General features: G+C 66.6%; 12 protein-coding genes and 1 pseudogene. 8 read left to right on the top strand and 5 right to left on the bottom strand.

The genetic code is table 11. The features are described from left to right. Positions 1–154 precede the first annotated feature (154 nt). From RQI43_RS11555 to fae, 3 genes are all read left to right on the top strand, one after another. Entirely contained in the window at positions 155–1,069 is a 915-nt protein-coding gene (locus RQI43_RS11555) for a RimK family alpha-L-glutamate ligase (protein WP_311275247.1), read from the top strand. After that, a complete protein-coding gene (locus tag RQI43_RS11550; protein ID WP_311275246.1) occupies positions 1,066–1,911 on the top strand; it encodes a triphosphoribosyl-dephospho-CoA synthase in 846 nt (281 codons plus the stop codon). The genes RQI43_RS11555 and RQI43_RS11550 overlap by 4 nt, the downstream gene beginning before the upstream one ends. A 259-nt stretch (positions 1,912–2,170) precedes the next feature. Further along, positions 2,171–2,683: a formaldehyde-activating enzyme gene (gene fae / locus RQI43_RS11545; RefSeq protein WP_018043473.1), complete on the top strand. Its 513-nt coding sequence runs from the start codon at positions 2,171–2,173 to the stop codon at positions 2,681–2,683. A gap of 153 nt (positions 2,684–2,836) precedes the next feature. Here fae and RQI43_RS11540 read toward each other — a convergent pair whose 3' ends face one another. After that, the gene (locus tag RQI43_RS11540) at positions 2,837–3,520 is read right to left on the bottom strand and encodes a HisA/HisF-related TIM barrel protein (protein ID WP_311275245.1); all 684 of its coding nucleotides are present in this window, start codon (positions 3,518–3,520) and stop codon (positions 2,837–2,839) included. 27 nt (positions 3,521–3,547) lie between these two features. Between RQI43_RS11540 and RQI43_RS11535 the strand changes: the two genes are divergently transcribed. Beyond that, positions 3,548–4,609, top strand: coding sequence for a hydantoinase/oxoprolinase family protein (locus RQI43_RS11535; RefSeq protein WP_207412030.1), 1,062 nt, complete (start codon positions 3,548–3,550; stop codon positions 4,607–4,609). Positions 4,610–4,627: 18 nt separating this feature from the next. Then, positions 4,628–4,828 carry a hypothetical protein gene (locus tag RQI43_RS11530; protein ID WP_056423983.1) on the top strand — a complete coding sequence of 67 codons (201 nt, stop codon included), beginning with the start codon at positions 4,628–4,630 and terminating at the stop codon, positions 4,826–4,828. 13 nt (positions 4,829–4,841) lie between these two features. Here the strand turns inward: RQI43_RS11530 and ruvX are convergent, their stop codons facing one another. The 4 genes from ruvX to RQI43_RS11510 all read right to left on the bottom strand — a co-directional run bounded on the left by ruvX (position 4,842) and on the right by RQI43_RS11510 (position 8,516). Beyond that, positions 4,842–5,342, bottom strand: coding sequence for a Holliday junction resolvase RuvX (gene ruvX / locus RQI43_RS11525; RefSeq protein ID WP_018043477.1), 501 nt, complete (start codon positions 5,340–5,342; stop codon positions 4,842–4,844). Then, complete coding sequence (locus RQI43_RS11520; RefSeq protein ID WP_311275244.1) at positions 5,339–5,878, bottom strand: SMI1/KNR4 family protein; 540 nt, start codon at positions 5,876–5,878, stop codon at positions 5,339–5,341. The genes ruvX and RQI43_RS11520 overlap by 4 nt, the downstream gene beginning before the upstream one ends. 176 nt (positions 5,879–6,054) lie before the next feature. Next, positions 6,055–6,933 (bottom strand): transporter, encoded by an 879-nt coding sequence (locus tag RQI43_RS11515; protein WP_311275243.1) that lies wholly within the window; start codon positions 6,931–6,933, stop codon positions 6,055–6,057. Positions 6,934–7,034: 101 nt separating this feature from the next. Beyond that, positions 7,035–8,516 carry an amino acid permease gene (locus tag RQI43_RS11510; RefSeq protein WP_311275242.1) on the bottom strand — a complete coding sequence of 494 codons (1,482 nt, stop codon included), beginning with the start codon at positions 8,514–8,516 and terminating at the stop codon, positions 7,035–7,037. A 625-nt stretch (positions 8,517–9,141) separates the two neighbouring features. Between RQI43_RS11510 and RQI43_RS11505 the strand changes: the two are divergent. The 3 genes and pseudogenes from RQI43_RS11505 to gatC form a co-directional block, all read left to right on the top strand. Further along, a pseudogene (locus RQI43_RS11505) lies at positions 9,142–9,324 on the top strand (hypothetical protein); the annotation flags it as partial. 194 nt (positions 9,325–9,518) lie between these two features. Beyond that, on the top strand, positions 9,519–11,207 hold the full coding sequence (locus RQI43_RS11500) for an MCP four helix bundle domain-containing protein (protein WP_311275241.1): 1,689 nt from the start codon (positions 9,519–9,521) through the stop codon (positions 11,205–11,207). Positions 11,208–11,845: 638 nt separating this feature from the next. Continuing rightward, positions 11,846–12,133 carry an Asp-tRNA(Asn)/Glu-tRNA(Gln) amidotransferase subunit GatC gene (gatC, locus tag RQI43_RS11495; protein WP_056424141.1) on the top strand — a complete coding sequence of 96 codons (288 nt, stop codon included), beginning with the start codon at positions 11,846–11,848 and terminating at the stop codon, positions 12,131–12,133. The last annotated feature ends 85 nt before the right edge of the window (positions 12,134–12,218 follow it).

Below are 12,218 nucleotides of genomic sequence, written 5' to 3'. Positions count from 1 at the left end.
CGCAACCCTCCCCCCTCCGCGGGGGAGGGTGGTCGCGGAGCGACCGGGAGAGGGGAAGCCCTGTCCGGAACCGGCGCTCCCCTCTCCCGACCCGCTTCGCGGGCCACCCTCTCCCGCAAGGGGGAGAGGGATCGACGTCGAGGTTGCGAACAACATGCGCATCGGGCTCGCGGCCGATAACGGCAACTGGCACAAGGCCCGATTGAGGGCCGCCCTGGAACATCTCGGCGCCGAGCCGGTGCTGTTTTCGCTCGCCGACGTGGCGGTGGTCACCGGCGCGGGTGAGCCGCTCCGGGTACCGGGCTACTCCGACGGGTTGCCCGACGGCGTCCTCCTGCGCACCATCGCCGGGGGTACCTTCGAGGCCACCACCATGCGGCTCGGCGTGCTCCACGCCCTCGTCGCATCCGGGGTCACGGTCTGGAATTCCCCCGGTGCCATCGAGCGCTCGGTGGACAAGGCCATGACGAGCCTCCTCGTCGCCAGGGCGGGCCTGCCCACTCCCGACACGTTCGTCTTCTCCAGCCGCGAGGCCGCCGCCGCCTGCGTCGCCCGCGAGGCGGGACCGGGCCGGCCACTGGTGCTCAAACCGCTCTTCGGCTCACAGGGCGAGGGTTTGCAGCTCATCGAACGGCCGGAAGACCTGCCCGCCGAGGAAGCCGTGTCGCGGGTCTATTATCTCCAGCGCTACATCGCGCGGAACGACGGCCTCTGGCGCGATTACCGGGTCTTCGTCTGCGAGGGCCGGGCCATCGCCGCCATGATCCGCGAAGGCGACGGCTGGATCACCAACGTCCATCGCGGGGGCCGGCCATTGCCCTGGGCGATGCCGGAGAAGGCTGCCGAGCTCGCCGAGCGGGCCGCCGCCGCCATCGGCGTCGACTATACCGGCATTGACCTCGTGGAAGACGGGGAGGGCGGATACCTCGTCCTCGAAGTCAATTCCATGCCGGCCTGGTCAGGCCTGCAGCAGGTCACCGAGGTCGACGTCGCGGCCGCCGTGGCCCGGGGCTTCCTCAACGCCGTACGGGCAGCGAGGCCCCCCCGGCTCCTCGCGGCATCGGGATGAGCCGGCTCTCGCTGGAGGCGATCGCCACGGCCTACCAGGCGTGCTGCTTGGCCGAGCTCGATGCCCTGAAACCCGGAAACGTCCACGTCTTCGGCGACGGCCACCGCATGGCGGTGGCCGATTTCGTCACGAGCGCCGAAATTTCCGCTCCCCATCTCGCGGAACCCGGCGCGCGGATCGGCCGGCGCGTCCGCACCGCCATGGAGGCGACCCTCGGCGCGGTGGGCCAGAACACCAATCTCGGCATTCTCCTCCTCTGCGCGCCCCTGGCGCTCGCCGCCGAACGCGGCGGCCCTCTGCGCGAGGCGTTGAGCCACGTTCTCGTTACCCTCGACGCTGCCGATGCGACCGACGTCTTCGCGGCGATTCGCGCCGCCAATCCGGGCGGCCTCGGCCGAGTCGAACGGCACGACGTGACCGAATCGGTAGCGCCCGCCAGCCTCGTCGCTGCCATGGCAGAGGCGGCCCCGCGCGATCGGATCGCCCGCGCCTACGTCACCGATTTCGCCGACATCTTCGGCATCGGCCTGCCCGCATTGGCGGCGGCGCGCGGCAAGGGTCTCACGCCCCCCTGGAGCACGACCGCGGTCTTCCTCGGCTACCTCGCGGCCGTCCCCGACAGCCATGTGGCGCGCAAGCACGGGCCAGACCGCGCCGACGCCCTGCGCGCCGAGGCGGCGGAGCTTCTCTCTCTCGATCTCGCCACGCGCCCCGTGACCGAACTCCTGGAGCGGGACCGCTCGTGGAAGCGTCAAAACCTCAATCCGGGCACCAGCGCGGACATGACGGTGGCCACCCTCTTCGCCGACCGATTGCTGGCGGCCGGGATGGAACAGCCGTGACACCGGCCACCCGGTGCCGGCGGAGTGCGCCATAATTCATGAAACGGCGCGTTCAACCCCCCGTTAGACAAAGATTTTGCTCGAATCCGCCCCCCCTGCAGGGTTGTTCCGGCAGAGACCCCAGAGTAGGGTCCGCGCCGCGATCCGGGCAAACCGGTCCGGTCCTCATGGGACTGGACGCCGTGAACAAGGATGGCTTTCGGCCGCGCCAAACTACGGGGCGGTCATGCTTTTTCAAGACTCCTGGGAGAAACCCCACATGGCGAAGATCAACAAAGTTCTGGTCGGCGAGGCTCTCGTCGGCGATGGCAACGAGGTCGCCCACATCGATCTCATCATCGGACCGCGCGGTTCGCCGGCCGAGACGGCTTTCTGCAACGGCCTCGTGAACAACAAGCACGGCTTCACCAGCCTGCTCGCGGTCATCGCGCCGAACCTGCCCTGCAAGCCGAACACCCTGATGTTCAACAAGGTCACCATCAACGACGCCCGTCAGGCCGTCCAGATGTTCGGCCCCGCCCAGTACGGCGTTGCCAAGGCCGTGCAGGACGCCGTTGCCGAAGGCATCATCCCCGCTGACGAAGCCGACGACCTGTTCATCCTGGTCGGCGTGTTCATTCACTGGGAAGCTGCCGACGACGCCAAGATCCAGAAGTACAACTACGACGCCGTGAAGCTGTCGATCCAGCGCGCCGTCAAGGGCGAGCCCACCGCTGCCTACGCCACCGAGCAGCGCAACTCCGCTTCGCACCCCTTCGCGTCGAACGCTTAGATCGGGGACAGTCCTGGGCAGAGCGCGCCTCCGCCCGCACCGCGGGGCCTGCTCCAGCGACTGGCTTCCATCTTCCTCGGACGATGAAACATGAAACGAGGCGGCTCCGGCCGCCTCGTTTTTTTATGGGCTCGACACTCTTGGATCGCCCCTCTACCGCCGCAGCGTCCCGTCGTGGATCGCGGTGGCCACCAAGGCGCCCGTGACGCCGATCTCCTCCAGCGCGGCGACATCCCCCGGTCCGCGCACGCCGCCCGCCGCGTAGAGCCGCGTCGCGGGGCTGGTCCTGCGGATCTCGGACAGGCGGTCGAGATCCGGCCCGGTCCCCGCGCCGACACGGCTCAGGGTCATCACGATGACCTCGGAAGGCCAGTGCGCCGGCTCGTCATGGAGTTCCGCCGGCCCCATCCTCTCGGCCCCCCGGCTGTCGAGGGAGAAGACCGCGCGGTCTCCCAGCGCCTGCACCAAGCCGGCATCGTGCTGGCTCTCGCTACCGATCACCGGGCGGCCCAACCCCTCCGCCAGGAACGCATCGACGCCGGCGGCCCCTGAGAATCCCGCATCGACCCAAAGCTGTACGCCCGGACAGGCGAGAGCGACCTTCGTGAGACTGCCGAGATCGGGAGGCCTGCCATCGATGATCGCATCGAGATCGGCGACATAGAGGATGCGCGCGGCGATCGCCTCCGCGAGACCCCGCGCGACCTCCCCGGGTGACGATCCCTTTGCCAAGGGTGTCACGATCGGGGCATAGGAGTCGCGATCCCCGGCCCTGGCCCGCACCACCTCTCCGTGGCGCAGGTCGATCACCGGAACGATCCGAAACCCGTCCTTCATCGCGTTCCTCCCTGTACGGACTTGCCCGTGACATCTGCCGCATCCACGCACAACCCGGTGATCGGCTGGGATCTCGGAGGGGTCCATGTCAAGGCGGCCCTGGTTCGGGGCGGCCGGGTCGAGGCGGTGGTGCAGGCGCCCTGCCGTCTCTGGCGCGGCCTTCCCGCCCTCGACGAGACGTTTTCGCAGCTGCCGGATTGGGCGCGCGGCGAGGCCGAACACGTCGTCACCATGACGGGAGAACTCACCGACTGCTTCTCCGACCGCACCGATGGCGTGGCGCAGCTCTCCGCCTGGGCGAGCGCGAATCTCGCCGGTTCGGTGCGGATTTATGGTGGCCGGGCCGGGCTCCTCGCGCCCGGTGAGGCGACGGGCGCCGCCATCGACGTGGCCTCGGCGAACTGGCACGCCACGGCGGCCCTGGCTGGCCGCCACGCGGCGAACGCGCTCCTCGTCGATATCGGCTCCACCACGGCCGACCTGATCCCCATCGTGGACGGCCACCCCGCCGCCACCGGTTACAGCGACGCCGAGCGCCTGGAGACGGGCGAGCTGGTCTATTCCGGCGTGGTGCGCACGCCCGTCCTCGCCTTCACCGCCTCCGCGCCGTTCAAGGGCCGACGCACGGGCCTGATGGCCGAGACCTTCGCCACCACGGCCGACGTCTACCGTCTCACCGGCGATCTGCCCGAGGGGGCCGACCAGCAGCACAGCGCCGACATGAAGGGCAAATCGATCCCAGAGACCGAGATCCGCCTCGCCCGTATGATCGGCCGCGACCATGCGGAGGGAGGCTCAGCGGATTGGCGCGCTCTCGCGGCGCATTTCGCCGAATGTCAGCTCCGTCCCCTCCACGATGCGGCGGCGATCCTGCTCTCGCGCCCCGACATCGCGGCGGATGCACCTCTGATCGTCTGCGGGGCGGGGCGATTCCTGGCAGAGCGGCTGGCCCGGCGCCTGGGACGCCCGGCAGTGGCGCTCACCGACCTCATCGCGCCGTCGCTCGCGGAGGAGGGCGCCGACTGGGCCTCCACCTGCGGCCCGGCCGTGGCGGTGGCCTTGCTGGCCGCCGAAACCATCCAACACTGAACCGAACGGGAGACCCGCATGAGCGCCACGCACAAACTCGCCCGTATCCTCGCCACGCGCTCCGGCGCGGGAATCGAGCTCGCCCTCGCCACCGAGAGTGGCCAGACCCTCAAGGTGCTGGCGAGCCAGGACCAGATCGACATGCTGGTGGACGAGTTGGAGGACATCCTCAATTCGCCGGCTGAGCCCGGAGACGACGAGCCGCCGGCGGCGGCGTGAAGCGCCGCTCCCCTCAGTAGGCGTCGCGCTCCTCGCGCTCCTCGTCCCCTAGCAGACCCCGGATCTGGTCGAGGCAGCCCTGGAGGATGTAGGCGGCCGCCAGCATATCGACGACCTCGCCGCGCTTGGCCCGCGAGGCATCCGCCGCGATCAAGGCCCGCGTCACTGCCGCCGTGGACAGGCGCTCGTCGCAGAACAGGACCGGCAGGTCGAGCAGGGGCTTCATGTTGCGCACGAAGGAGCGCGTGGCCTGGACGCGCGGCCCTTCGCTACCGTCCATGTTGAGGGGCAGCCCCATGACGAGGCCGCCGACCTGGTGAGCCTCGCACAGGAGGCGCAGGCGCGCGACGTCGGGGGTGAACTTCACCCGGCGGATGGTCTCGAGCGGCGAGGCGATCTGCCGGCCTACATCCGAGAGGGCGAGCCCGATCGTCTTGGTGCCGAGGTCGATCCCGATGAGGCGTCGGCCGCCTGCAGACGCCGCGACGAACGCCCGGACCTCGTCTTCCGTCACGAGACCTGACCCAGGAAGGTGGAGGGCAGGGGCTCCGCGCCCATGCCGAGGATGCCGCGCACGGCGGGGCCCTGAACCCGTCGCATGAGGTCGGGAAGGTCGCTCCCCCCGAACCGCACCGATTCGAGATCGGCCCCCATCACCCAGATCTCGTATTCCCGGCGCCCGGCCTCGTCGGCGCCGACGGCCACGTCCCAGAACAGGAACTCGCCCGCTTCGGTCTCACCGAAGAAACAGGCGCGCTCGACAACGCTCGGATCGTCCCCCTCGATATCGAAGCGATGGCCCTCCCGCATCTCGATCACGGAGGCGATGCTGTGCGCGATCAGTTCCGAGCGGGTCACGAGGTCCGCGCTCTCGGTGGAACTCGGAATCGCGATGCGGATGGAACCGCAGGCGAGCCCTGCGCCGCATTCGAGGCAGAAGCTGCGGTAGCTTTCCGGCAGCGGGAAACCGAGTTCGGCCTCGGCACGGTCGAGATCGGCCGGATCGGCTTTCGGCCCGGCAGTGAATTCGGTGAACACCGTCTGCCACATGATGTCTGTCCTCGACGCGCTAGACCCTACTCCGGAGGGAATAGCCGCGTGGGACGTAAATGCGCCAGACGTCCACGAAGGATTCCTCGACGTGACGCCGCTGGGTTCGCTCGATCCCGTCCCCGGCTCGACGCAATGCGTTGCCCGGGCCGCGACCAGGAACCCAGCGCGTCCTCTCATGCGCCCCGAGGCGAGATCGCGATGGTCAGCCACAGATTCCATCCCGCCGGGCGGTTCTCCGCTTCGAACTCGCGGTAGAATTTGAGGTTGAGGTACCCTTGGGCGTCGCCCACCGGAAACAGGTAGCCGGCCTGGGGTCCCGCCGCGAAGACCCTGCCCTTGAACGGGCCAAATGTAGCGCCGCGTCCGCGATCGCCGGTCACCTGCTGATAGACGTAGCCGACCAGCCCGAGCTGGTATTGGTCGCCGATGAACTTCGACGCCGAGAAGTCGATATGTGCGTCGATACCGTTCTGATACTGTGTCTTGGTATTCTCGAAATTATACGTCATGCCGGCGACGGCCGAGAGTTCGTAGCCCAAGTCCTTATCGTAATAGGTGTAGCCGAAACCTGCATCCTGGCCCCAATGCCCGATGCCGAAATTGGCCAGGCGTGATGAGTTGTAGGTGCCGGACGGGACGTTCGTGAGGGTATAGACGAGGTAGTTGTGATTTCCGGCGCTCCAGCGCATCGAAGCGGCTGGCGTCAGGTCCATGATTCCAACCCGGGAATCGTTCCTGACATCGGTGATGGCGACGGCCATCCCGCCGAATGCGCCGAACAGGCTGAGGGACAATTGCCCGTCGAGCACCGGCGTTGGGAGGGAATAGGTGATGCCCGCATAGGCGAGGTCCGCCCTCTCGGAGACGTTCTGAACTCTTGCGGTCGAGTGGTAGTAGGTCAGGCTCGTCGACCATCCCGGCATGCCCGGCACCGCCGCCATGCTGGCGAAGGAGCCGGCCAGATACAGGTTCGCTCCCCCTTCATCCGCCCGTGCCGGAGCGGTGAGGAAGGTCGCCGTGATGGAGGCCAGCAACGCAGCCAGCGCGTGCATGGTCCCGATTCTGGTCGCTGACTTTGCCACGGCGCTCACTTTTTGGTTGTCCCGAAGCGAAAGAGTCGCCGGACGCACATCTCGGTCGGTCGGTTGTGGCGTCACGATGTGGGCAGCGAGACCGTGGGCAGAGTGGCCGTGGGCGGTTCGACCTGAAGGACCGTGCGATTGAACCTGAGAAGGTAGAGAAAATAGACGCCGCCCGTGACGAGCAGCCCCACCACGATCAAGTCGGGGACCAAAGCTGCATCGGGCGTGACCAGCACGAACAGCGCGCCCATCAGCCAGACGAGGGCGATGACGGCGACGGGTACCTCGAAAGCGCCCAGGTCGAAGGCGCCGACCCGTCGGTCGAGCTGCTTTCGCACGGCCAAATAGAGAATGACCGTGACGCCGTAGCTGAGGATCGGCAGGATCGTGGACGCCGTGATCAATTGCAGAAGCGCCTCGCCCGGAAGCGCAAGCATGAGAAGTATGCCCCCGACGAGGACCAGGATCGTCGCCGGAATCGGCGTCTGCGTCCGCGGGTGGACCTGGCTCATCAGACCCGACGCGGGAAAGCGGCCGTCCCGCGACATCGCGTAGACCAGCCGTGCCGCGGTCGCCATCACGACCATTCCGCAGGCGAAGAAGGCGAATGTCACCGCGGCCATCATGATCGTCTTCATCATGGGGCCGAACTGATCGTGGAGGATCTCGGCCACCGGCGAGTCGCTCAGGGTGATCCGCCGGACATCCGGAATGGCGACGGTGAGCGCGATCAGGAAAAGCAGCCCCAGTACTCCCGCGGCGACGACGGATCCGACGATGGCGCGAGGAACGCTGCGAAACGGGTCCTTGGCCTCCTCGGCGACATTGGCCGCGGCGTCGAAGCCCACGAGGGTGGAGAGGCCCATCAGCATGGCGAGCATCAGGCCCCCGCCGACCTTGAAATAATCGGGGTCGGCGGCGGCCGTCCCGCGGGAGGTCAAGTTGGCGAAGGAGCCCATCCCGTTCATTGCGATCGCGATCGGCAGAAGGATCACGAGCAGGATGACGATCATCACCTCGATGCCGACGGCGGTCCCGTTGATCAGGCCGACGAGGCGCGTGGACACAATGGTCAGCACGGCCTGGACCAGCAGGATAGCCAAGGTGATCCACCGGGCCGTCTGCTCGTCGGGCGCCATGCCGAGCAAGGGCATGAGCGCCTGACTGGCGAGTGCGTTGTCCACCGCCACCACGCCGATGCCGAGGTAACAGAAGCTCAAGAGACCGAACCACCAGCCGATTGCCGGATTGGCGAGCCGCGACGCCCATTGATAGGACGAGCCCGTCAGGGGAATGCGGGCCGCGAACTGTGCGATGACGAGGGCGACGAAGGTCTGCCCAATGGCCACGATCGCCCAGAGCCAGATCCCGACCGGGCCTGCACTGCGAAGGACGTCGTCGAAGGTACCGAAGATCCCGACGGCTACCGAAATGAAGGCAAAGGAAACGGCGAAGACTTGAAACGAACCCAAAGTTCGCTTCAGTTCCTGGCGGTAGCCCCCAAGCTCTGCGGAGGCTTCCTCCCCCCGCAGCCCATGCGGAAACTGTTTCATGATCACCTGCCGCCCCTCGCAGCGATGATTTGCCCCCACCGCATGCTTTGGCGTTAAGCGAAAAAGCGTCCCTCAACAATTGAGAAATTGGCGCGGTCACAGTGTTGATGAGTGCTTCGCAGCCCACAGCTTTGATAGAAACGACAAACACGGCATTCGATCTCTGAATATTCAGACACACCGAATCTCAGAACGGCAGCTTTTCCCGATTAAATCGCCACCGCACAAAGACCATCCATGACTTACAGGACGGAGTCTGAGCTCTATCTGGCAGCACAGGTCGTCTGGTTCTCACCAGAAGAGTCATATCCGGCCGGATATGGTCTGGCCCGATACGACTCCCGGTTGTTGTCGTGACGCGTCTTGTTTCGACGAGCCGGTTTCCGCGTCGTGGGAATGCGCTCTTGTTGGCAGAGGCTAGGAGGCTGTGCCGACCGTCCCATGAGACGGAGCGTCAAGACAATCCGATGGGCCGCGTATCGCCCGGCCTCGGCGACGGCATCGCCGGGGCGAACATGCAGTTGCTTGCCGGCTCGCTCATCCGACGATTCGTGTCGAGCCGGCACCCTCGTTCGAATCCGTTTGGATTGAATGTGCCGGGCGGCTCAAGCGGGGAAGCCGTTGGCGTGAGGAATATGTGCTGACAGCAGCAGGGCGCGACTTCCTCCCCGTCCTGATGATGGGAGCCTGGGCGCAGCGGAACCGCGGCGTCGATCTCGCTCGCTTCGTCGACGATACGACGGGCCTGGAGATCGAGCCCATTGCCGTCGATGCGCCGGGTCACGAAGCCGATCGATCTCCACGGTAAGTTTGGGCGGCACGCGGACGGCATCCGCAAGGCCATAGGTATAGCGCTCCTGCTACGGCCCCCGCCTATTGGCTCAGGAATGTCGAGCGCCGCTTGGTATTCGCAACACCAATGGGTGTTCGTTTAACGATTTCCAATGATGATCCCTACACGGCTGCCTATGGATTCTTGAGTGGCAGCGTTCGGAGATCATCGTGTCTTTCCAAAATCTTTCCATCCGCACGAAGCTGGTTGCGGCTTTCTTGATCCTGACCCTCCTTACCGTCGGGCTGGGCGTGCTTGGCCTGCTCGGGACACAACGCATGCGCGAGCAGGCGCTCAAGATCGAGACCAACTGGCTGCCGAGCGTACGTATTCTCGGTGAGATCGATACGCTCACAGCGCGGACGAGCGCGCTCGTTCTCCGGCACACGCAGGCCACCGACCCGGCACTGGTCGCCAGTATCGAGAAGGATATGGAGCGTTTCGGCAAGAAGCTCGACGAGAAGAAGGCCGCCTACGAACCGATGATCGCCTCACCGGAGGAGAAGGCCCTTTACGAAACGTTCACCCGTGAAGCCGGAAACTTCGAGGCGGTGCGCCGGTCCATTCTCGATCTCTCGCGCGCCGGTCAGAAGGCACAGGCCTACGACCTGTATGAGCAGAAAGGCATCATTCCGCGCCGCGCGGCCTCGGCGGCTCTCGATAAGCTGGTCGCGATGAATAACGAAGGGGCCAGCGCCGCCGAGACGGACAGCAAGGTCGTGTTCGAGACGACGCGTGCCTGGGGGATCGGTGCCATCGCGCTCAGTCTCGTCATCTCCGCGCTCTCGGCGGCATTGATCGTTCGCGGGGTCACGCGCGGCATCGGATCGGTGGTTCAGCCGATGCAGGCCCTCGCGGCCGGCGACCTTTCGGTGACGATCCCGCATCAGGGCGCCCGGACCGAGATCGGCACCATCGCCGACGCGGTGCAGGTGTTCAAGGACGGGTTGATCAGGATGCGGGCCCTCGAGGAGGAGACGGTCCTGGCGCGGGCCGGGGCGGAGGCACAGCGCAAGGCGGCCATGAAGGCCATGGCCGACCGTTTCGAGGACGCGGTCGGGGGCATCATCTCCATGGTCACGAGTTCGGCCACCGAGCTGCAGGCAACCGCGCAGAGCATGGCCGGCACCGCGACCCAGACCGCCAACCAGACCACGAGCGTCGCGGCGGCGGCGGAAGAGGCCGCCTCCAACGTCAACACCGTCGCGGCGGCGGCCGAGGAACTCGGCTCGTCTGTTCTCGAGATCGGGCGCCAGGTGAGCACCTCCGCCACGATGGCGCAGAGTGCCGTTCAGGAAGCGGCCGAGACCGCGGAACTGGTCCAGCAACTGAACACGGCGGTGTCCCGCATCGGCGACGTCGTGACGATGATCACCTCGATCGCCGGCCAGACCAACCTGCTGGCGCTCAACGCCACCATCGAAGCAGCACGAGCCGGCGAGGCGGGGCGAGGGTTCGCGGTCGTGGCGGCCGAGGTCAAGGAACTGGCCAACCAGACGGCGCGGGCTACGCAGGAGATCGGGGAGCACATCAACCAGATCCAGGGCTCCACCGACCGTGCCGTGTCGGCGATCGGCAGCATCGCCTCGCGCATCCAGGACATCAGCGGCGTCGCGACGACGATTGCGGCCGCGGTCGAGGAACAGGGAGCGGCGACCCAGGAGATCGTGCGCAATGTGGCCCAGGCCGCGATGGGCACGAGCGAGGTGACGAGCAACATCTCGGGCGTGGCGGGAGCGGCCGAAGAGACAGGAGCGGCGGCAAGCCAGGTTCTCGGCGCCGCTTCGGATCTGTCGCGTCAATCCGAACACCTGAACGCCGAGGTCGACAGGTTCCTGGCCACCGTGCGCGCGGCCTGACGCAACCGATCACGAGGGTGGGGCGACGTTCCGGAGCCCCACCCGGAGAGCGGGGTACCCAGGCGGACTTCAAGTCCACCTCTGCATCAGGTGGCCATCCGAACTGCCGGACGAAGAGGAGGCATCGCCTCGACCAGCACCACCTGCGCTGCGGTTTGTAACCGCACTGGCCCCGAACCGCATCGTCGTTCCGCCGACAGGCCACCGCAAGATGAACCGGCAACGGGTGGTAACCCGCTTTGGCAATTGCAACGCGTTCATGCCCTCCGTAGTTAAGGATTTCTTAACGATACGGAGACACCATGCGTCGGCTCGGCCGAATATCCCTATGCCTCGACATGGTGCGACCGGCGCCCACGGGTCCGCGAACCGGACCTGCCGACGGCGAGGGCCGGTTGTCGTTCCGGCACAAACTCATGCTCGCCTTGGCTCTCGAAATTCTGGTCCTTGGCTTCCGACAGTCGGAAATCGTCCGGCAGGACAAAGGCATCGTCGTCGAGACTCCCTCTCATCCCGGCAATGCCATCGTCTGAGTTGGGGCTTCCGCCCGCCCCCGGCGTTGCGGCGCCGCGAAGCCCGGTGCTATAGCCCGGCCTCTGACGCGCGTTCCGGCGCAGGTCCCGAGGTCCGAAGGCAGCATGTCGGTCGACGCAACCACAGTGAGGCGCATCGCGCATCTGGCGCGTATCGCGGTGAGTGACGACGAGGTCGCGCCGCTGCAGGGCGAACTCAACGCCATTCTCGCCTTCGTCGAGCAACTCTCCGAAGTCGATGTGAGCGGCGTGGAGCCGATGACCTCGGTCACCCCGATGGCGATGAAGAAGCGGACCGACGTGGTCACCGATGGTGGTCACGCTCGAGACATCGTCTTCAACGCTCCCGAGACCGAGGACCATTATTTCCTCGTCCCGAAGGTGGTCGAGTAGCTCCGTCGATTTCGTGATTCTTGCCCGCTGAGAGGGACCGCGCGGCGCCGGAAACGGGCGACGGGGTCCGGCGGGCTTTGGAGGA

Origin of the sequence: Methylobacterium sp. WCS2018Hpa-22 (assembly GCF_031843785.1) — a bacterium.
GTDB lineage: Bacteria > Pseudomonadota > Alphaproteobacteria > Rhizobiales > Beijerinckiaceae > Methylobacterium.
The sequence above is the reverse complement of the archived record's forward strand: the minus strand, read 5'-3'. Positions and strand labels throughout refer to the sequence as shown.

What these genes read in the sequence shown, in the direction of transcription:
- RQI43_RS11555 (WP_311275247.1), top strand. Translation starts at nt 155, where the DNA reads ATGCGCATCGGGCTCGCGGCCGATAACGGCAACTGGCACAAGGCCCGA.
- RQI43_RS11550 (WP_311275246.1), top strand. Translation starts at nt 1,066, where the DNA reads ATGAGCCGGCTCTCGCTGGAGGCGATCGCCACGGCCTACCAGGCGTGC.
- fae (WP_018043473.1), top strand. Translation starts at nt 2,171, where the DNA reads ATGGCGAAGATCAACAAAGTTCTGGTCGGCGAGGCTCTCGTCGGCGAT.
- RQI43_RS11540 (WP_311275245.1), bottom strand. Translation starts at nt 3,520, where the DNA reads ATGAAGGACGGGTTTCGGATCGTTCCGGTGATCGACCTGCGCCACGGA.
- RQI43_RS11530 (WP_056423983.1), top strand. Translation starts at nt 4,628, where the DNA reads ATGAGCGCCACGCACAAACTCGCCCGTATCCTCGCCACGCGCTCCGGC.
- RQI43_RS11520 (WP_311275244.1), bottom strand. Translation starts at nt 5,878, where the DNA reads ATGTGGCAGACGGTGTTCACCGAATTCACTGCCGGGCCGAAAGCCGAT.
- RQI43_RS11515 (WP_311275243.1), bottom strand. Translation starts at nt 6,933, where the DNA reads ATGCACGCGCTGGCTGCGTTGCTGGCCTCCATCACGGCGACCTTCCTC.
- RQI43_RS11510 (WP_311275242.1), bottom strand. Translation starts at nt 8,516, where the DNA reads ATGAAACAGTTTCCGCATGGGCTGCGGGGGGAGGAAGCCTCCGCAGAG.
- gatC (WP_056424141.1), top strand. Translation starts at nt 11,846, where the DNA reads ATGTCGGTCGACGCAACCACAGTGAGGCGCATCGCGCATCTGGCGCGT.